The organism is Flavobacterium sp. ENC (assembly GCF_020991415.1).
Lineage (GTDB): Bacteria > Bacteroidota > Bacteroidia > Flavobacteriales > Flavobacteriaceae > Flavobacterium.
In genome coordinates this window covers 76610-97756 of the sequence record NZ_JAJMOY010000001.1, presented here as the reverse complement: position 1 = coordinate 97756, position 21147 = coordinate 76610, and the positions used below count along the sequence as shown (strand labels likewise).

The 21147-nt window shown below is 36.8% G+C and carries 18 protein-coding genes; 7 read left to right on the top strand and 11 right to left on the bottom strand.

Features of this window, described 5'->3' with window-relative positions; genetic code table 11:
- Window positions 1–105: 105 nt before the first annotated feature.
- From LPB89_RS00440 to bglX, 5 genes are all read left to right on the top strand, one after another.
- Complete coding sequence (locus tag LPB89_RS00440) at window positions 106–3099, top strand: TonB-dependent receptor (protein ID WP_230699786.1); 2994 nt, start codon at window positions 106–108, stop codon at window positions 3097–3099.
- Between the two features lie 29 nt (window positions 3100–3128).
- Entirely contained in the window at window positions 3129–4580 is a 1452-nt protein-coding gene (locus LPB89_RS00435) for a RagB/SusD family nutrient uptake outer membrane protein (RefSeq protein WP_230699785.1), read from the top strand.
- Between the two features lie 219 nt (window positions 4581–4799).
- Window positions 4800–5639: an endonuclease/exonuclease/phosphatase family protein gene (locus LPB89_RS00430; protein WP_230699784.1), complete on the top strand. Its 840-nt coding sequence runs from the start codon at window positions 4800–4802 to the stop codon at window positions 5637–5639.
- Between the two features lies 1 nt (window position 5640).
- Window positions 5641–7065 carry a glycoside hydrolase family 30 beta sandwich domain-containing protein gene (locus LPB89_RS00425; RefSeq protein WP_230699783.1) on the top strand — a complete coding sequence of 475 codons (1425 nt, stop codon included), beginning with the start codon at window positions 5641–5643 and terminating at the stop codon, window positions 7063–7065.
- Between the two features lie 14 nt (window positions 7066–7079).
- On the top strand, window positions 7080–9305 hold the full coding sequence (gene bglX / locus LPB89_RS00420; protein WP_230699782.1) for a beta-glucosidase BglX: 2226 nt from the start codon (window positions 7080–7082) through the stop codon (window positions 9303–9305).
- A gap of 80 nt (window positions 9306–9385) precedes the next feature.
- Here bglX and LPB89_RS00415 read toward each other — a convergent pair whose 3' ends face one another.
- Entirely contained in the window at window positions 9386–11407 is a 2022-nt protein-coding gene (locus LPB89_RS00415; protein WP_230699781.1) for a hypothetical protein, read from the bottom strand.
- A gap of 294 nt (window positions 11408–11701) precedes the next feature.
- The gene (locus tag LPB89_RS00410; RefSeq protein ID WP_230699780.1) at window positions 11702–11959 is read right to left on the bottom strand and encodes a hypothetical protein; all 258 of its coding nucleotides are present in this window, start codon (window positions 11957–11959) and stop codon (window positions 11702–11704) included.
- Between the two features lie 306 nt (window positions 11960–12265).
- Between LPB89_RS00410 and LPB89_RS00405 the strand changes: the two genes are divergently transcribed.
- Both LPB89_RS00405 and LPB89_RS00400 read left to right on the top strand, forming a co-directional pair.
- Window positions 12266–13021: an NUDIX domain-containing protein gene (locus tag LPB89_RS00405; RefSeq protein WP_230699779.1), complete on the top strand. Its 756-nt coding sequence runs from the start codon at window positions 12266–12268 to the stop codon at window positions 13019–13021.
- 30 nt (window positions 13022–13051) lie between these two features.
- Window positions 13052–13372, top strand: a complete 321-nt coding sequence (locus LPB89_RS00400; RefSeq protein ID WP_230699778.1) for an MmcQ/YjbR family DNA-binding protein — start codon at window positions 13052–13054, stop codon at window positions 13370–13372.
- Window positions 13373–13409: 37 nt separating this feature from the next.
- Here LPB89_RS00400 and LPB89_RS00395 read toward each other — a convergent pair whose 3' ends face one another.
- The 9 genes from LPB89_RS00395 to ahcY form a co-directional block, all read right to left on the bottom strand.
- Window positions 13410–14018 carry an alpha-ketoglutarate-dependent dioxygenase AlkB gene (locus LPB89_RS00395; protein ID WP_230699777.1) on the bottom strand — a complete coding sequence of 203 codons (609 nt, stop codon included), beginning with the start codon at window positions 14016–14018 and terminating at the stop codon, window positions 13410–13412.
- On the bottom strand, window positions 14005–14250 hold the full coding sequence (locus LPB89_RS00390; RefSeq protein WP_230699776.1) for an Ada metal-binding domain-containing protein: 246 nt from the start codon (window positions 14248–14250) through the stop codon (window positions 14005–14007). Before LPB89_RS00390 ends, LPB89_RS00395 begins: the two co-directional genes overlap by 14 nt.
- A 723-nt stretch (window positions 14251–14973) precedes the next feature.
- Window positions 14974–15687 carry a 2OG-Fe(II) oxygenase gene (locus tag LPB89_RS00385; RefSeq protein WP_230699775.1) on the bottom strand — a complete coding sequence of 238 codons (714 nt, stop codon included), beginning with the start codon at window positions 15685–15687 and terminating at the stop codon, window positions 14974–14976.
- A 2-nt stretch (window positions 15688–15689) separates the two neighbouring features.
- Window positions 15690–16412: an alpha/beta fold hydrolase gene (locus tag LPB89_RS00380; RefSeq protein WP_230699774.1), complete on the bottom strand. Its 723-nt coding sequence runs from the start codon at window positions 16410–16412 to the stop codon at window positions 15690–15692.
- A gap of 73 nt (window positions 16413–16485) precedes the next feature.
- The gene (locus tag LPB89_RS00375; RefSeq protein ID WP_230699773.1) at window positions 16486–17331 is read right to left on the bottom strand and encodes a methylated-DNA--[protein]-cysteine S-methyltransferase; all 846 of its coding nucleotides are present in this window, start codon (window positions 17329–17331) and stop codon (window positions 16486–16488) included.
- Between the two features lie 162 nt (window positions 17332–17493).
- Complete coding sequence (locus LPB89_RS00370) at window positions 17494–18570, bottom strand: WG repeat-containing protein (protein WP_230699772.1); 1077 nt, start codon at window positions 18568–18570, stop codon at window positions 17494–17496.
- Window positions 18571–18685: 115 nt separating this feature from the next.
- The gene (locus tag LPB89_RS21970; protein WP_255667655.1) at window positions 18686–18808 is read right to left on the bottom strand and encodes a hypothetical protein; all 123 of its coding nucleotides are present in this window, start codon (window positions 18806–18808) and stop codon (window positions 18686–18688) included.
- Between the two features lie 202 nt (window positions 18809–19010).
- On the bottom strand, window positions 19011–19226 hold the full coding sequence (locus tag LPB89_RS00365; protein ID WP_230699771.1) for a hypothetical protein: 216 nt from the start codon (window positions 19224–19226) through the stop codon (window positions 19011–19013).
- A 385-nt stretch (window positions 19227–19611) separates the two neighbouring features.
- Complete coding sequence (gene ahcY / locus LPB89_RS00360) at window positions 19612–20928, bottom strand: adenosylhomocysteinase (RefSeq protein ID WP_230699770.1); 1317 nt, start codon at window positions 20926–20928, stop codon at window positions 19612–19614.
- Window positions 20929–21147: the final 219 nt, after the last annotated feature.

Here is a 21147-nt window from a genome sequence, read left to right as displayed (position 1 = left end):
CATTGTATTTGTTATAATTTGTAGGATTTTATCTTTAATTATAACTTATAAATAGCTAATATTGTAGTATTATTACGCTAAAATGTTAATTAATAAATTATTAAAATGAAATTTACAAAATCACTTATTTTTTGTATTTCGTCTTTGTTGTTTACTCTTGTGGCTGTGGCTCAGGATGTTACCGTAAACGGAATAATAAGGGACGAAAAAGGGATACCGGTTCCACATGCTACTGTGCTATTAAAAGGCACCGCTAAAGCAGCAGTATCAGACATCGATGGAAATTTTCAATTAAAAGCACCTTCAAACGGAGTTCTGATTGTTAGTTATGTAGGATATGTTACCGTTACGGAAATGGTAAACGGACGAACGAAAATAGACATTCAGCTGGAGCCTGAATTGCAATCCTTAAAAGAGGTTGTAATCAATGTAGGATATGGTTCCCAAAAGAAAAGCAAACTTACCACAGCTGTTTCTACAGTGAAGGCAGAAGTGTTTGCAGACCGGCCGATATATTCTGTGGCACAGGCCTTACAGGGAAATGCGGCGGGGATTTCGGTAACTCAGCCTTCGGGTAAGCCCGGATCAGGATTAGATGTAAGAATCAGGGGTTTAAATTCGATTAATTCAGGAAATAACCCATTGTATGTTATTGACGGAATACAAACAACAAATATTGACGGCATAAATACCGACGATATCGTAGATATGCAAATACTTAAAGATGCTTCAGCAACAGCTATTTATGGTGTAAATGGAGCTTCGGGAGTAATAATTATTACCACCAAAAGAGGAAAAGCAAATAAAAACATATTTGAGTTTAACTCTTTTGTCGGTATTTCAAATGTGGTAAAAAATATTGACGTATTAAATTTAGGACAATACAAGACAATGTTAGCAGAGATCAATCCATCTTATCTATCCAATGCAAATAATCCCCGATATGAAGGGATCAATACCAATTGGGCAGATAAGGTTCTGGATACCGGAGTAGATCAGAATTATAATTTTTCATATGCAGGAGGAACAGATAACCTGAGAATATACGGAGCTTTAGGATACCAGAACACCAAAGGGGTGATTAGTCCGTCGGAATACAAAAGGCTTTCAGGAAAATTAAATGTAGATGCTAACCTTACTAATTGGCTGAAACTTAATGCCAGTCTTAATGTTATCAATTCCGATTTAAGTAATATTGGAGATAATAATAGCGTAGGTCAGGGCGGAGCCGTAATGAGTCTGTTTGTTACTCCCGGTTTTATGCCGGCTTATGGTTCGGAGTTGAAAGTAAGGGACAAAGACGCCTTAGGCAACTATACAGATGGCTACAAAGAGGGGCAATTTGCTAAAAATCCCTATCAGTCAGCCTGGGAAAATCCGGTTTCGCTATTAGCGAGACAAAACATTTCTAATGTCAACAGGGTTTTGAGCAATTTAGGATTCGAAGCTACTCTTGTAAAAGATCTGGTTTGGAAAACGAATTTATCAACAGATATAAAAGTTCAGGAAGATAAATATTTTGTAGATGCCTATCGTTCTTCAGCGGGTCGTGTAAACGATAACGATCCTACGGTCGACAAAGGGTATGGAAACGTAACCAATAGTCAAAACGTTAATATCAATTTTGAAAACACACTGGGATATAAAATCTCACACGATAAAAACGATATAAACCTGCTTTTCGGAAACTCGTTACAAAAAAATAAAGAAGACTGGGCCAGGATTTCAGGAAGGGGATTTGCCACTGATGTAAGAAGTTTTGAAACCCGGGAAGCAAAAATAATAACTGAAAATCAGGTTCGCGAAAAAGAAATAACAAATGCTTCTTTTTTCGGACGTGCGATTTACACCTTTGATAATAAATATATTCTATCCGGGGTTTTTAGGGCCAGCGGCGTTTCACAATTGAGTAGAGACAACAAATGGGGTTATTTTCCCGGAGTCTCGGGAGCATGGATTATTTCTAATGAAAATTTCCTGAAAGAAAATAAGGTTGTAAATCAATTAAAAATCCGTGGAGGATGGGGTCAGACGGGAAATGTATCCGGAATTCCGGCTTACTCCTCGTACGATTTAAATTATACAGACCCTATTAATGGTGGTACTTCGCTCGATCAGATTGGAAACAGCGATTTACGCTGGGAGACAAATACCGATATCAATATTGGACTTGATTTAGCCGTTTTAAATAACCGAATCAAATTTACGACTGACGTCTACAAAAAAAACACCAAAAATTTACTTCAGGTAATTTACTTTCCGGGATTCAGCCAGCCCTATTATTATAATGTTGGGGAAATCGAAAACAAAGGAGTAGAGTTTTCTATTGATACACAAAATTTTAAAGGAGATTTTAAATGGAATACCAATTTTAATATTTCTTTTAACAGCAATGTAATAAACAAATTAGGACTTCAGAAAACACTTGATTTACAAACGCTGACTTCAGTAGGGGAAAAAGTGGTGCGACTTGAAGAAGGAAAATCGCTGGGAACTTTTTACGGTTACAAAGTAGATAAAGTAGATCCTGCTACGGGATCATTATTATACAAAGATACCAATGGCGACGGTCAGGTAACCCCTGATGACCGAACAGAAATAGGCAGTGCAATGCCACACTATGTTTTCGGATTTACCAATAATTTTTCTTATAAAGGAGCTTATTTAGATGTCCTGGTTACAGGTTCACAGGGAAATGATGTTTACAACGCATCCAGAATGGACTTAACCCTGATGAGTGATTTTAAAAATCAATCAACAGAAGTCCTAAACAGATGGACGGCTCCGGGACAGGTAACCAATACGCCCAGGGCAAATGATCCCGACGCGCTTCATGTATCCGACAGATTTGTAGAAGACGGCTCCTATGTGCGTATCAAAGCCGTGACCATAGGATATAAATTTACGAAACCAATTTTAGGACTTAATACTCTTAGTATATATGCGACGGCACAAAACCTGTACACTTTTACAAAATACAAGGGTTTTGATCCCGAAGTAGGTGCTTTCAATGACAACAAAGGAGTTACGCCGGGTATCGATTTAGGAACATACCCCCAGGTAAAAACTTTTGTTTTTGGTATAAAAGCAAGCTTCTAGCCGATTGTTAATTATAAAAAGAAATTAAGATGAAAACTACAATAAAAAATATAATGCTTATGATTAGTGCTTTTACGGTGCTAAGTGTAAGTTCATGCTCTAATTATCTGGATACAGAGCCGATTACCGAAACAACGGTGGAGAGTACAGGAAAAGTAATTGCTACTGCAGCCGAAGGGGAAAGCAGGATGACCTCTATTTATGCAAGTTTTGGTGGTGAATACTGGCAGCTGGATTATTTTTTCAACGGAGATGCCCAGACAGATAATTCCTATGCGGGATCAGATAACACACAAAATTTTCAACAGGACGAGTATCGTATTTTATCAACCAATACCAATGTCAGCAGAGATTGGGGATATATTTATGACAACATCAATAAATGTAATTTTATTTTGAATTATATCGATGAGGCAAAAGATTTGCCTGCAGCCAGAAAAGAAGAAATGATAGGAGAAGCGTCATTGGTGAGGGCTCTGAATCTCTTTCATGCCGTTCAGTTGTGGGGAGATGTACCAATCGCGACAAAAGCAGTTGTCAACGTAAATCAGGATAATTTTGATGAGGTATATCCGCAATTGTATCCTACCCGCAAGCCAAAGGCCGAAGTTTACGCAGCCATTATTGCAGATTGCGAAACAGCCATACAAAAGGCACCTGCTTCAACGTATAAATTCAGGGCAAATAAAGGCGCTGCAAATGCGCTTTTAGCCAAAGTCTATGCAACGAAGGACAATCCGGATTGGGGAAAAGTAAAACAATATAGTGACGCTGTACTAGCAGGAGGATACACGCTTCTGGCGAATTACGATAATCTTTTCGATACGGCACACGAAGGAAATTCTGAGTCAATTTGGGAAGCCAACGGAGAAGGTTGGGGATCTCCTATCGGAGCATGGGGAACCTCTATGTTTTATGGAACAGACTGGAAAAAATTCATGACACCATCGAATGATTTAATCGAAACCTTTGCAAATGAAGGAGATGTTGTTAGGGAAAAATCATCAATAATCCGAAAAGAGGTAAGCTGGACCGATAACTATTGGACTTCTGCTGACTATCCGTTTGCATACAAAATGCGAATTACTGATGGCAAGCAAAATTTTTACCTTTTTAGATTGGCGGATATTATGCTCCTCAAGGCTGAAGCACTGGCACAGACGGAGGATATTGAAGGAGCAATGACCTTAGTAAATAAGATAAGAGCAAGGGTTGGATTAGCAAAAGTTAGTGCAGCCAATAAAGAAAATGCATTAGATTTAATCCTTAAAGAAAGAAAAATGGAACTTGCTTTCGAGGGACATCGCTGGTTTGATTTAAAAAGGACAGGTAAGGCAATTGAAATTCTTTCGAAACAAAAAGATGGGAAAGGTGTCATTTTACCATATGCAGGAAACCTGAATCAGAACAGATTGTTGTGGCCAGTTCCACAAACAAAAAAAGATGCAAATCCTAATTTAACCCAAAATCCGGGCTATTAAAAAAGGAATAAAAAAACAGCTTACAATCATTTTAGAGAGTAAGCTGTTTTTAGTGTCTCAGAAAGAATAAGGGGAATTTAAATTTAAATAAAAATAAAAGAAAGGCAAAAACTTTCGAAAAGGATGACATAAGAAGAGTTAATTAACATAAATTTTAAACATTGTTTTTTTATTAAGGTCAATGAAATGGTAGCTTTACAGGACTAAAAAAATTTTAACATGAAAAAGATAAACAAAGTTGTTATAGTACTGGTATTGCTTTTGGTAAGTAGCTCATTTTATGGTCAGAACTTAAAAATTATGACCTATAATATCCGTTTGGATGTTGCCTCGGACGGAGAAAATGCCTGGCATAACCGAAAGGATTTTTTTGCTTCTCAGATACAATTTTACAGTCCTGATATTTTTGGAGTCCAGGAAGCAATGCCCAATCAGGTAGCTGAGATAGCTTCAGCATTGCCGGAGTATAACAAATTTGGTATCGGAAGAGAAATGGAAGGAAAAGGAGAAGCCTGTACGATTTATTATAAAAAAGACCGCTTTCAGCTACAGGAATCGAATACATTCTGGTTGTCAGAAACGCCGGCTGTAGTATCAAGAGGCTGGGATGCAGCATGTAACAGGGTTTGTACGTACGGCCTTTTTAAAGACAAAAACAGCAAAACAACATTTTGGGTTTTTAATGTACACCTCGATCACATGGGTAATGAAGCAAGGGTCAAAGGCGTACAGCTCATTCTATCCAAAATAAAGGAAATTAATACCAGGAAATATCCCGTTTTTTTAATGGGAGATTTTAATTCAGAACCCGATACGCCGCAGATTGCTGAAATAAAAAAAGAAATGGATGATACCAGGAATGTCTCAAAAGAAAAACCGTTCGGGCCTTCAGGGACCTTCAATGGATTTAAGCATGGTGAACCGGTAACACTATTAATAGATTACATTTTTGTTTCTAAAAATAGTGGACTTAAAATTAAAAAACATGCAGTTTTAAGTGATTCTAAAGATTTAAAATATCCATCGGATCATTTACCTGTTTTAATAGAAGTAGATTAAAATGAAAAACATCAACAAAAAACTACAGATTTTACTTTTACTGCCGCTTATGGCAGTTCAGGTAAAATGTGGAATTTCAAAACCAGCAGTTACCGGTTCCGGTAAGGCTGAGTACTGGATTACAAATACTGATGAATCCTCTAAATTGCAAAAGCAAAATGATTTGGTTTTTAATACCGAAATCAATTCCAACCAGACAATTGAAGTCAATCCGGCTCAAAAATTTCAGACTATAGAAGGTTTTGGGTTTTCACTAACAGGAGGAAGTGCACAGGCTATTTTAAAGCTGGATAAAGCCAAAAGAGAAGCCTTGCTTCAGGAATTATTTTCCGGAAAAAAGGAAGCGATTGGATTGAGTTATTTGCGTATTAGTATTGGAGCTTCTGATTTGAATGAAAAAGTTTTTTCGTATGATGATATGCCGGAAGGCCAAACCGATTTAAAACTGGAACACTTTAATCTGGGCCCGGATCTACAAGATGTGGTGCCGCTTTTAAAAGAAATTTTGGCTATAAATCCAAAGATAAAAATTATGGGCTCCCCGTGGTCGCCACCCGTCTGGATGAAAGACAACGGAAGCTCAAAAGGCGGAAGTTTACAGCCACAATATTATCAGGTGTATGCGGAATATTTTGTAAAATACATTCAGGCAATGAAATCGCACGGAATAGTGATTGACGCCATTACGCCTCAAAACGAACCCTTGCATCCCGGGAATAACCCAAGTATGTATATGACCGCTTTGCAGCAGGCCGAATTCATTAAATCGAATCTGGGTCCCGCTTTTGCCAAAGCAAAAATCAAAACCAAAATCGTAGTGTACGATCATAATTGCAACAAACCCGAATATCCTTTAACGATTTTAAATGACCCGGAAGCACTTCCTTTCGTTGCCGGTTCTGCTTTTCATTTGTATGAAGGCGATATCAGTGCGCTCTCAAAAGTTCATGATGCTTTTCCGGATAAAGACATCTATTTTACAGAACAATATACAGGATCCGGAAGCAGTTTCGAATCGGATTTAAAATGGAGTGTGAAAAATGTGGTAATCGGTTCTATGCGTAACTGGAGTGTCAATGCACTTTCATGGGGACTGGCCAATGATGAATATTACAAACCTTTTACACCGGGAGGCTGTTCTACCTGTAAAGGGGCTTTAATGATCGATCAAAACCAGAACATTAAAAGAGAAGTCGGCTACTATATTATTGCCCATGCATCCAAATTTGTTCCGGAAGGATCGGTTAGAATCGCAAGTAATAATACTGGTAATTTATACAATGTCGCTTTCAGAACACCATCGGGGCAAATCGTTCTGCTGGTAGAAAATGATGGAAATGAAGCTGAAACATTCAATATCAAATATAACCAAAAACAAATTTCCACTACTTTAAACGCTGGTGCAGTCGCTACTTACGTTTGGTAACTAAAATTAAATTCATGAAAAAAAATGCCACATTCCTCTTGCTGATGGTTTCGCTCTTTGCGACAGCCCAACAGGAAACAATAGACCAGAAAGTAAATGTATTATTGAAAAAAATGACCATTGAAGAAAAAATAGGCCAGCTTAATCAGTATACTGGGGATAACTCTGCAACAGGTCCAATTACCATCAACCCTAATAAGCAAGCTGAGATAAAAGCAGGTTTGGTAGGTTCTATGCTGAATATCATCGGAACAAAATATACACGGCAATATCAGGAATTGGCGATGCAGTCACGCCTTAAAATTCCGTTGTTATTTGGTCAGGATGTTATTCACGGATACAAAACCACTTTCCCGATTCCGTTAGCCGAAGCGGCAAGCTGGGATTTGGCGGCAATAGAATTAGCGGCAAGGGTTGCAGCCTCAGAAGCTGCTGCCAGTGGAATTCACTGGACATTTGCGCCAATGGTTGATATTGGTCGTGATCCGCGTTGGGGAAGAGTGATGGAAGGGGCAGGAGAAGATACCTACTTAGGTTCTAAAATTGCTTATGCAAGGGTAAAAGGTTTTCAGGGAAATAAACTGGGCGATTTAAATTCGGTTATGGCCTGTGTAAAACACTTTGCAGCTTATGGAGCCGCTACCGGAGGAAGAGATTATAATTCTGTGGACATGAGTGAAAGAATGCTGTTTGAGACCTATTTGCCTCCTTTCAAAGCGGCTTTAGATGCAGGAGCAGCAACATTTATGAATTCATTTAATGATGTTAACGGAATTCCTGCGACAGGAAATGCTCATTTGCAGCGTGACATCTTAAAAGGGAAATGGAACTTTCAGGGATTTGTAGTATCAGATTGGGGTTCTATCGGAGAAATGGTAGCGCATGGTTATTCAAAAGACCTGAAAGCTGCAGCTCTTTCTGCCATCACAGCAGGAAGCGATATGGATATGGAAAGTAATGCTTACCGTTACAATTTAGCCGAATTGGTAAAGGAAGGAAAAGTTTCCGTTGATCTGATTGATGATGCCGTAAAACGTATTCTTCGTAAAAAGTTCGAATTGGGATTATTTGAAGATCCCTACCGATATTCAGATGAAAAAAGAGCTGAAAAAGTACTGAATAATCCTGAAAACAGAAAAGCAGCCCGAGAAGTAGCGGAAAAAAGTATTGTTTTATTAAAGAATGATAATGAAACATTACCACTTTCTAAAAATCTTAAAACAATTGCATTCATCGGACCAATGGTGAAAGAATACAAAGCCAATATGGGGTTTTGGTCTGTTGAGTTACCGGATGTAAATTATGAAAAATGGGTAGTTTCACAATGGGACGGTTTGCAGAATAAAGTAGGTAAAAACACAAAATTGCTTTACGCTAAAGGCTGTGAGGTTGACGGAGACAATAAAGAGGGTTTTGCAGAAGCCGTTGCAACAGCAAAACAGGCAGATGTGGTTATCCTGAGTATTGGTGAAAGACGCGATATGAGCGGAGAAGCCAAAAGTAGAAGTGATCTTCATATACCAGGCGTTCAGGAAGATTTAGTAAAAGCAATTCAGGCTACGGGAAAACCTGTAATCGTTCTGGTAAACGCGGGACGACCACTTATTTTTAACTGGACAGCCGATAATGTACCGGCAATTGTATACACCTGGTGGCTGGGAACAGAGGCGGGTAATGCTATCGCCGATGTTTTATTCGGGGATTACAACCCTTCCGGAAAATTGCCGATGACTTTTCCAAGAGAAGTAGGGCAGATTCCAATTTATTACAATCATTTTAGCACCGGAAGACCACCTGCAGATGAAAATTCAAAAGGATACGTTTCTTCTTATATTGATCTGAAAAACTCGCCTAAATTTCCTTTTGGATATGGATTGAGTTATACAAAATTCAATTATTCAGATTTGAAATTATCTTCGACTAAAATAAAAAGCAATGAAACCCTAAAAGTTTCTTTTCAGTTATCGAATACTGGAAAAGTGGCAGGTGAGGAAGTGGTTCAGTTGTATTTAAAAGATAAATTCGGATCTGTAGTGAGACCGGTTTTGGAACTGAGAGATTTTCAGAAAGTAAAACTGAATGCGGGAGAATCAAAAACAATCGAATTTACAATTGACAAAGAGAAGCTTTCTTTCTACAATGACAAATTAGAATGGATTGCTGAACCCGGAGATTTTGAAGTGATGATTGGAGCTTCATCAGCAGATATTAAACTTACATCAGGTTTTGAATTAAATTAAGAAGCGAAATTTCCAAAGATGATATAATTTAAAAAGCGGAGTAGTAACACTCCGCTTTTTGTTTAAAAAGAATTTCATTCTTAGTTAAAATGCTTTTTGAAATTGAATTTCAATTTATTGATAAAGCCATCTTCTATGATATCAACTCCGATTCCAAAATTACTGTCCGCAACTTCATGATGTGCAGTCCTGAAATCTTCAAATTCTTTTTCCGGAATTTCTAAATTGACCAAAGGTTTATAGTCAACAGAGATGGTTCCTCCGTTTTTACTGATTTTTTTACGGCTTACAAAATCAAAATATGCATTGTTGATCGTGCTTTCCTGAATCGTATATTTTTCAGTTACATCTATTTTCTGATCCGTAAAAAGGGATATTTCATATCTTTCATTGTCGAAATTGTGCCAGAAAGTGATGTCTTTGTGGATAAAATCCCTGGCAGTGTTCTTCACAATATTACGATCGAAATACATTAAAAAACGGTTGTTTTTAGCATCTGTAAAATAAGGATTTTCGACCGTTGTTTTGTACTCAATCTTAAATTCATTGCTTTTTTTGTCGTCACTAACAATTTCGATTACAGCATCTTTGAATATATTTCTAAGATCAGTTCCGTTACGGTCATTATTGTAGTTCAGTGTATAAAAGAAAAAATTATTCCAGCTGTCTATGATTTCTCTTTTGTTTGTGTTTTTAAAGTACTTACGCATATTATTGGCGCGGTTTCCTTTGTAGATGGTCGTTAATTTGAGTTTGCCAATATTATTTTCAACAAAAAGCTCCGATTTTTCATCAACGGCATAATAAGAAAAACGATGCGGTGGTTTAATTTGTAATTCCAGATTAGGTTTAACCTCCAGATAATGCAAAAAATAGATGAAGCCGCGGTTTTCGATCAATCCAAATTCATCGCGGGTCGTTGCGTCAACAAAATAACTTTCGCCTTTATAATTGATTTTTACAATTACGTGGTTAAAAGTAAGTAAAGAAGGCAAATAATATTTCATGTAGAAGTCAGTATTAAAATTGACCAGAACAATAGAAGAATCAATGCCAAGATAATCTAAAACAACTTTCAGTAAAACCGATTTTGCTTTGCAATCTCCCTGTTTGTTTTCGTAAGTAACTGCTGGTTCCTGCGGTTTGTGACCGTTCATTTCATCTGCATTATAGATGTAATTAATGTGGTTTTGCACATATTCTATGGCAAATTGCAGCTGTTCGTCCTTATCGCTGATGGCATCCAGTTTCTCAATCAGTTTGGGAGCAAATTCAGTTAATGACGATTTGGTAAAAATATCCTCGTAGATAGGAGAGATATAATTTGAAAATTCTTTCCAGTTGCCTTCTGTGGCAAAATCTATGAATGGGGAAACTTCCCGGTTTGAATCAACAAAATTGATATAATTGTCTTCTTCAATTACAAATTGCTCTCCCTTTTTTAGGTAGTTAATTTCCGGTTCCAGCACATTTCCGTCCTCATCTCTGAAAAAGGTTTTTTTGTAAGCAATTGTTTTTTCACGATCATTCTTAAAAGTGAATTTATACTTTCCGTAAGCCCAGTAACTATCCGGACCAACCCAGACATATTTGGAGAATTCTTTGCGTAAAAAATCACGTTCCGTAAAAATTTTAATTCTCGAATCTTCCATAATCAAAATATCATACAGACGAAGATCTTTTATGGTAAGATTGATTTTTTTGTTGCTGCTCAAAACGCCTCCGCCACTTTGATTTTCGCTGTCAAGTATTTTAATTTTGGTATCCGCAATTTTATCTACTAAAACACCATCTCTCAAAACGCTGATTCGGTGTATCACATAAGTTTCGTTTTCCTCCAGGACGACATCTACAACAGAAGCTCTTTCTAAATTGGAAGGTTCGTTTAAGGTATAGGCTAAACACGCATATTCGCTGTTTTCGTTGTCAGTGGTGTAATAGATTTTATCTAAAAAATAGCAGTAATCACGTCCTTCATCTGCCTGTTTCTGAGAGAATTCAGATTCTTTGATATAATCAATAAGCTGAGCATCATCGATATTACTTGCCCATTGTTCCGGCTTTTGAATTTTGTAAATTTCTGTTTGAATGGCTTGTTCCATATTGTAAGGCTTTTATTGAATACATAAATTTTTCGTATCTAACAAAAATATAGAATTTTGATAATATCTGACAGAGCCCAATTAACTATTGAGATAAGTTTTATTTTCTTACAATAAATAAGTTGTAATTTGAATTTAAGGAAATTTCTTCTTCGATAATTTAAAGAAAAACGGAAAGAATTGAGAAAATTGCAAAGAGCATTACTGCTAAAAACGCGATAATTTAATCTTGAGGCAACGATTTTGCTGAAAAGGGAGAATTGTTTTAGGAATAGTAAAATTGAATCTTAAAAATTATTTCAGGACAGTATGCACAAAATCCATAACTCCGATTCCTTTATAAGAAGCATACAGAGCTTTGTCAAAAGCTTCACGTTTTGCTTTTTTATCTTTGGCTTCAGTTTCAATAATCATCTCATTGAAAATTCTTTCCTGCTCTTCGCTATATTTTATAGAAGCCTCTAAAAGATATGTTTTTGAAACAAATCCGAAAGAGGTCCAGATTTTTGTTGTAATTTTTTTATTTAAATTTTTTAGCGTACTTGTAATCATATCTCTTGCATTAACTTTTTATAGTCTTCAATTTTATAAGAAAATACAAACGCAACTACATCTGTAAAAACTATTCCTTTTTTAGTAAAAATAATACAACATTTAGGATGTGTGTTATTTTGACGCAATGTAATTCTTTTTTCAATTCGATTTTAATTTTAAGTAAAAATTGTGATTTACACACTTTTTGTTTTAAGAAAATAGGTACTGAAAGAGAGTGATTTGTAAAAAAATATTTTCTTTTATAAAAATGACTTAAATTGCAGGTTTGTTTGAAGGAGCGAATAGTGAATTAATAAAAAAGGAATGTTGAAAGGAATAGTATTGAATAACGAAAATTACCAGCCAGGCCTTTCTATCGACTGTGTTATTTTTGGGTTTCATGACAATCAGCTTAAAGTGCTGCTGATTAAAGCCCCATATGAAGATAAATGGTCTTTGCCCGGCGGATTCGTGCCACTCCATCTGGATATTGATACCGCGGCTGTTACTGTTCTAAACGAACGAACGGGAATGCAGGGGATTTTTTTAAGACAATTTGCTGCTTTTGGAAGGGTAAAACGAAACGACCAGCATTTTGGGAAGGCAGTATTAGACCATTTTAAAATTCCCGAAGAAGCAGGAAAATGGTTTACACAGCGATTCGTTACCATTGGGTATTATGCTTTGGTGGATTTTCTAAAGGCTGTGCCGCAAAAGGGAAATACTCAGGAAATCATAGAATGGATTGATCATAACGAGGTTCCTGAATTGATCCTGGATCATAAAGAAATTCTCGATAAAGCGCTGGATACCCTTCGAATTGAACTTAATCTGATGCCGGTCGGATATAATTTGTTGCCCGAAAAATTTACGATTCCGGAATTGCAGAAGCTGTACGAAACCATTTTAGGTAAAAAACTGGACAGAAGAAATTTTCTTCGAAAAATCACCAACATCGGAATCCTCAATAAACTGGACGAAAAGAAAAGTAACGTAGCACACAAAGCACCCAATCTGTATACGTTTGACAAAGAAAAATACGAAGAAGTCCTTAAAAATGGTTTGAATCAGGGCTGGTGAGGCTAAAAGTTTAATTTAAACGAAGCGATTATGGTAACTGTTGAAACATTCAAAACACTAGCTTTATCTCTTCCGGAAGCAACAGAAGAACCTCATTTTGAAAAAACTTCCTTCAGGATAAAGAAAAAAATATTTGCCACGATTGAAGAGAAAAACAACAGGGGTGTTTTTAAATTTAACGAAATCGATCAGTCTGTATTTTGTGCATCGCACGAAATGATTTTTTATCCGATTCCGAACAAATGGGGCAAACAAGGCTGGACATTTGTAGATTTAGCCAAAGTTCCGGTTGAAATGTTTCAGGATGCATTATTACTGTCCTACAATACGGCAGCATTCGGTAAAAAATAACTTCCGGACTATTTACCAATTAAGATTTACTTCGTTTTTATACAACAATAGTTCTGAAAGTAAGGTTTACCCGTGGTTTTAAAGTTGTTTTAGTTGGTGGTAAACGATGCAGCCAATGCGTTTGCGTGGTGTCTTTCATAACCAGTAAACTGCCGTGTTCGAGAATTAGAGAAACGACTTCCTTGGTTTCTTTATGTTTGAAAGCAAATTTGCGTTCAGCGCCAAAACTTAGGGAAGCAATAGCTCCGTTTTTTTTTAAATCCTTTTCAGCATCACTGTGCCATGCCATGCCTTCATCGCCGCTATGGTATAAATTAAGCAGACAGGAATTAAATGTTTCGCCTGTTTTTTCTTCAATTGCGGCTTTAAGCGTGAGCAATTCATTGGTCCACGGCAGGGCTTTTTTTGTGGTTTTAGAATACGTGTATTCAAATTCCTGATCGCCGTACCAGGCTACTTTTCTCTTAGTTAAGATTAATTTTCCAAAGATAATCGCTTCATCATTTTTCCATTCTATCGTGTTTAATAAAGAATCCCGATAGGAATTGGCTTTTTCTCGCCCAAACAGTTTTCCGTAATAATTTACGGTTCCGTCTTTGGGTAGCAAATTGGTATTTTCGTTTATTTCAGGATTAAATAAGTCCATTTTTCCATTTTTGATATTCGGTTTTCATGCAATGTCCGCAAGGTCTGAAACCATTTTTTTCGGCTTCTTCTTGAGAACAAAAGAAAACCCGGTTTTCACGTTTCATTCTTTTGCCGGAAGCACATTTCAGTGTCCCGTAAATTTTTAGCTTTTGGTTTCCACCAAGGCAAATCTCGGCATTTTTGATTTTAATTCGCAATTGGAAATCAGTAATTTTAGCATGTTCAATCATTTTTTTTAAGTTGAAAAGGTTCAAAGTAGCAAAGGTTCAGAGGTTTTGGAATGTTGAAAGCTTTGGACTTCTGAGCATATGTGTTATAACGTTTTTTATCGTAGAGGCGCACAGCAGTGCGTCTTTCGCAAAGATTGTCGACGATGGGAAACCTCTGCACCTTGTAACTCTACCTCTCTGCACCTGTGTTATAACGTTTTTTATCGTAGAGGCGCACAGCAGTGCGTCTTTCGCAAAGATTGTCGACGATGGGAAACCTCTGCACCTTTGTAACTCTGCCTCTCTGAACCTGTGTTATAAAGTTTTTTATCGTAGAGTCGCACAGCAGTGCGTCTTTTCGCAAAGATTGTCGACAATGGGAAACCTCTGCATCTTTGTAACTCTGCCTCTCTGCACCTGTGTTATAACGTTTTTTATCGTAGAGGCGCACAGCAGTGCGTCTTTTCGCAAAGATTGTCGACAATGGGAAACCTCTGCACCTTTGTAACGCTGCCTCTCTGAACCTGTGTCATAACGTTTTTTATCGTAGAGACGCACAGCAGTGCGTCTTTTCGCAAAGATTGTCGACGATGGGAAACCTCTGCACCTTTGTAACTCTGCCTCTCTGAACCTGTGTTATAACGTTTTTTATCGTAGAGGCGCACAGCAGTGCGTCTTTCGCAAAGATTGTCGACGATGGGAAACCTCTGCACCTTTGTAACTCTGCCTCTCTGCACCTTAAAATCAAGACAACGCGTCATGAAAAATAATTCCCAACGTATGCCGCTCACCACTATGGATTTCGCTCACACCATGCCTCATATTCACACGATAATAGCCTTTCGTACCTTTTACAGGACGGAAATTTGTCGTAAAAACCAAAACAGCTCCTTTTTTAGGTTTTAGCACAATTGCTTTAGATTGTGCTCTGGGCGTTTGTTGTGTTAATACAAATTCGCCACCCGTAAAATCTTCGTCAGGTTCATTTAGGAAAATAACAATTTGAATCGGAAAATAAATAGCACCGTATAAATCCTGATGGAGCGTATTAAAACCAGTTTTGCCGTATTTTAATAGTAAAACGGTTGCCTTTAACTGATTATTGGCGTGACATTGTTCGAGCAATTTTTCGTGTGTTTCAGGAAAAAAAGTGTCAATATTCAGTGCTTTCATCCACGCATTAGCAATTGGCGTAAGTTTGGGATACATAGTAGTCCGAATGGTCTGAATTAAATCAGGCAGCGGATAATTAAAATATTTGTATTCGCCCAAACCGAAACGATAACGCTCCATTATAACCGTTTTTCGATATAAATTAGGATTATCATAATCGAATTTTAAATCTTCACATTGTTCGTTATCAAGTACATTCGGAATAATGGCGAACCCATTTTCGTGCATAGATTCGGTGATGCTGTCCCAATTAAGGGAAGCAATTTTAGATTGTATATTTTGCATTTTTAGAATGTTGCTATTTCACATAAGAGGGCAGACAGTTCTTCCGGTTGACTAAAAAAAGGAGAATGACTGGTAGGAATACTGTACACTTTTTCGCAAATAGTTTCTGTGTACATTTTTCTTTGAATAAAAGGTGTTACAGCTTTATCTTCGGTACATTCTATGTAAAATCGAGGAACACTGCCGTATTTTTCTTCCGATAATGCTAAAGGCGTAATCCCTGAGGCGACAGGTTCATGGCTTAATAATAATTTTGCCAGCTGCGTTATGGAATTATCACAATCATGATAAAGGCCCTCTTTGTATATTTCCGGTTGTAAAGTATGCGCATTTAACTCTGGGTAGCGCGTTACATAAGGTTTTAATACACCATTTGCATCCTGAGCCGAATATTCGCTTTGCGTTTTGCCGTCCGGAATTAAATAAGCAGCCAGATAAATTAGTTTTTCTATTTTTTCAGACCGATATTCTGCAGCTTGCGAAATCATAATTCCATTTTTGCTGTGTCCTACAAGAATTACTTTTTCCTCTAAGGTATCAATTAAATTGCAAATTTTATCTACTGCAGTTTTTAATGTAACCTCTTGAATCGGTGTTTTGTCTCTTCCCATTCCCGGCAGATCTATGGCAATTGCTTTATGTCCTCTGCTTTCTAAAACCGGAATTACTCTGTGCCAATTCCATGCGCTATGCCACGAGCCATGAATTAAAATAAATGTTTTCATCTCTATACTTTTTGTTATTGATGAAACAAAATTAGCTTTGAAAGCACGAAGATAAAATCTGTTTCTTGCTCTGTTACAAATTAATTTGCGCGCCTTCCCAACCAATAATAGCCGTTTTTCGCGTATTTCCCCACATATAACCGCCAAAGGTGCCTGAAGATTGAATAACGCGATGACAGGGGATTAAAAAGGCTACCGGATTGCTGCCAATAGCAGTTCCGACTGCTCTTGAAGCATTTGGTTTTTCGATTTGCTGTGCAATGGTACCGTACGTAGAAAGCTGTCCCATTGGGATCTTAAGCAATGTTTCCCAGACTTTCAACTGAAAATCGGTTCCTTTTAAATGCAGTTTTATTTCAGACAATTTACTCCAGTCATTTTGAAAAATAAACAGGGCATTTTGTTGTGCTAAATCAAGTTTTCTGGAAAATGTGGCGTTTGGAAATTTATGTTTTAAATCTTCAAACCCGATTGCTTCACTTTCGGCGAAAGCCATAAAACAAACTCCTTTTTCTGTTGAAGCTACAATGATATTCCCAAACGGACTTTCGGCAAAGCTATAATTGATAAAAAGGTTTTTGCCGCCATTTTTATATTCAGCCGGTGTCATTCCTTCGATGTTTACAAATAAATCATGTAAACGACTGGTTCCGGAAAGTCCTGTTTCATAGGCGGTGTCAGACAAAGTCGCCTGATTGTTTTCCTTTAGGATTTTCTTGGCATGTTCGACACTGATGTATTGCAAAAATTTCTTCGGACTTGTCCCTGCCCATTCTGTAAACAAACGCTGAAAGTGAAAAGGGCTTAAGTGTACTTTTTCGGCAACGGCATCAAGATTAGGCTGGTCGCGAAAATTAGCTTTGATATAATCGATGGCATCTGCAATACGATTGTAATTGATATTTTCCTGTGTATTCATTTTTGTTCCATTTTATAGTACAAATATCGACTGGTTTTTGCAGGTATAAAATCCGAAACTTGCTGAAGTTTGATGTTTGGTTTTTCTGTTTCAGGTTTCAGCAAAACCTGAAACCTGAAACAATTTACCAACGAATCATCTAAGTTTTGTCAAGGGTTTTAATTATTTCAGCGTCCTGTCTCTTAATGAAACACTAATTAACTTATAGCCTTTTTCGGTTCTTAAAAACTCAAAATGATCTTGCCCTGAATCTGTTTTCTTCTTTGGGGAGATTACGATATTTTTCACCGGATATATCCAGTCTTTAGGTTCATTGCAATTATTAAAATAAGTTTCGAATTCGCTTGTTTTGAAAATAAACTTATTTAAGCCATCAGTTGAAACAAAGTAGTCACAATCTGAGGAGGTAAGTTCCTGAAGTTTAAGTTTTATAAATTTATAATTTTCATCAATAAATGTAGTGTTCGACTGCTTTATCCAGCCATTCGGCTCTTTCCAGTAGGTTATAGTGGAAAATGAATGTTTTAGTAAATTCTCTCTGGATAAATCAGAAAGTAAAATGTTTTTCAGCCACAATTTGAACTCCTTATCAAAGTTGACAAATGAATAATATTCGCCATCAACGCCGCGAAAATTTTCTCTTATCGGATCTTTATCCGGATCTTTAGATTTTTCTACAGAATAAAAGTCCAGTTCACTATTGTATCCGAAATTTTCAATTAAAATTTTATTGTTACTATCAATTAGGAATTCTTTTCCTCCAGACCAGAAAAAATGTTCTCCATCTATTTCTTTTTTAGCATCTTTTAATGCGATGAACATTCCGTTTTTTAATTTGGTTACATCACTATAGTCGGGTGGAATTGCAATTTTTCCGTCACCATTAAAGAAACCCGTTTTATCTGTTTTAGGATCTCTAAAACGGATAAAACCTTCATTTTCACAATCAGGGCCATTGTCAAAAATGTATAAGCTGTCCCGGCCAACAATTTTTCCGGTTTTGGTTAAATAATAGCTTTTCCATGTTTCATTTTCTTCGCTTACAGCAATGATGTTTTCGAATTGATTAGCAATCGTCATACCTGTAAATTTAGGTTCTATTTTGATGTTGCCGTTTTTATCTTTAAAACCAATATGTGTAGTGTCTTTATCCCAAAATGAAATCCAGGCATCATTTTTTTGTGCGAATAACGAACAGTTTATAAAAAGAATTATATATAAAAGAATAAGTCGCTTCATGAAAAGTATTTCCAGTAAATATAAGGCAAGCTTTTGAAAAAGAAAAACCTTCGCCTTCAAACTAAATTTATTTCAGTTTTTGGCAAAGGTTTATTATGTTGTTGTGTAGGTGAGATTAATTTTTGGCTTCTTTTTTCTCTTTCTCTTCTTCTTTTGCTTTCTTTTCGGCCGCTTGTTTTTTTTCCAGTTCTGCTTTTTCTGACTTAGATGTTTCTACTTGTTTTTTGAAATCTTCCACTTTTTTAGAACTCGCTTCTAGTTTTGTTTTAGATTTATCTAATTTCTCTTGAGACCTGACCGTCTTTTTTTCAGATTTTTCAATATTCTTTTGAAGATCGGGATTGTTATTTTTCTCTGATTCGCTTTTAAGATTGGCTAATTCTTCCTGGTTTGTTTTTAAATCAGCACTTAATTTCTGCGTTTTTTCTTCCAGTTTCTTTTTATTTTTTTTCTTCTTTGGCTAATTTATTTTCTGCAGTCTGAATTTTATTGGTGTGCTGAGACATCATGCTTCTCATTTGCCATTGCTGGTCTGATGCTCTGCGCTCACTTGCCCATTTTTGATTCTGGTTGTTCATTTGCTGATGCATAGTCCTAACTTGTTGCATTTGCATTTGGTGGTTGTTAAATTGTGCAGAAGCAAGAATAGGAAGCATTAGTAACATCATTAAAATAAAGCGAATTTTCATAATTTGGATTTAGGGTTTGTTTTGTGAATCCAAATGTATACTTATATTTTAAAAAGGCTAATAAACATCGAATTAATTTAAGGCCTTTGATGACCGTTCGCGTGAGGGATAGGAGAAAGCTACCGAAGTAGCACGGATAGCCCGACAGCATTTAAGAAAAGGCCTAATGACCGCAACAGCACATTAGGCCTTTTCTTAAATGGTGGCACGCCCGGATAATTTTAGATTTGTGAGTTTAGATTTAATTGTAATCAAAAACAAAACCCGACAGGTTTTTAAAGCCTGTCGGGTTTGATATAAATAATTGAAGAAATCTAAAATCTAAAATCAGAAATCTTCAATCTGAAATTTACTAGTATCTGTAGTATTCCGGTTTGAACGGACCTTCAACAGGAACACCAATATAAGCAGCCTGATCGTCACGTAAAGTTTCAAGTTCAACGCCTAATTTAGCTAAGTGCAAAGCAGCCACTTTTTCATCTAAATGTTTTGGTAACATATACACGTCATTGTTGTAAGCAGCACTGTTTTTCCATAATTCGATTTGAGCCAAAGTCTGGTTTGTGAATGAGTTACTCATTACAAAGCTTGGGTGACCTGTAGCGCAACCAAGGTTTACCAAACGACCTTCAGCCAAAATGATGATATCTTTTCCGGCGATAGTATATTTGTCCACCTGAGGTTTGATTTCGATTTTAGACGCACCGTGGTTTTTGTTTAACCAGGCCATGTCAATTTCATTATCAAAGTGCCCGATGTTACAAACAACAGTTTTGTCTTTCATTTGCTCGAAGTGCTCTCCAAGAACGATATCTTTATTTCCTGTAGTGGTAATGATGATATCAGCAGTAGCAATTACAGTATTTAATTTTTTAACTTCATAACCGTCCATTGCAGCTTGTAAAGCACAAATTGGATCGATTTCAGTAACCGTTACAATAGATCCTGCACCTCTGAAAGAAGCAGCAGTTCCTTTTCCAACATCACCGTATCCGCAAACAATTACTCTTTTTCCGGCTAACATTAAGTCAGTTGCACGACGTACAGCATCTACAGCAGATTCTTTACAACCGTATTTGTTATCAAATTTAGATTTAGTAACAGAGTCGTTAATGTTAATGGCAGGCATTGGTAAAGTTCCGGCTTTTACTCTTTCGTAAAGTCTGTGAACACCAGTTGTAGTTTCTTCAGACAATCCTTTGATTCCAGGAACCAATTCCGGGAAACGGTCGATAACCATGTTTGTTAAATCTCCACCATCATCAAGGATCATGTTCAATGGTTTTCTGTCTTCACCAAAGAATAAAGTTTGCTCAATACACCAGTCAAATGACTCTTCGTCAAGACCTTTCCAGGCGTACACCTGAATTCCTGCAGCAGCAATAGCAGCAGCAGCCTGATCCTGAGTAGAGAAGATGTTGCAGGAAGACCATGTAACTTCAGCACCAAGCGCAATTAAAGTTTCGATCAAAACTGCAGTCTGAATCGTCATGTGCAAACATCCGGCGATACGGGCACCTGCAAGAGGTTGTTCGTCTTTATATTCAGCACGAAGCGCCATTAAACCTGGCATTTCAGCTTCAGCCAGTTCAATTTCTTTTCTTCCCCAAGCCGCTAGAGAAATGTCTTTTACTTTGAAAGCCACAAAAGGCGTAGTTGTAGTACTCATTTATAGTATATTTGTATATTGTAAAATTTTTGCAAATTTACGGAATACCTTTGGAATTTTTACTATTTCTGTAAGATTTGTGAAATGTTTAATTTCTTAATCTTTAGAACATTAGTTTGTAAATTGTTTTTTACCATATAAGTAATATAAGTTCATTTAAAAAAGATTCTTTATAATGTACTTTCTTTACTATTTGCTTAAATTTACTAAACTCATTTT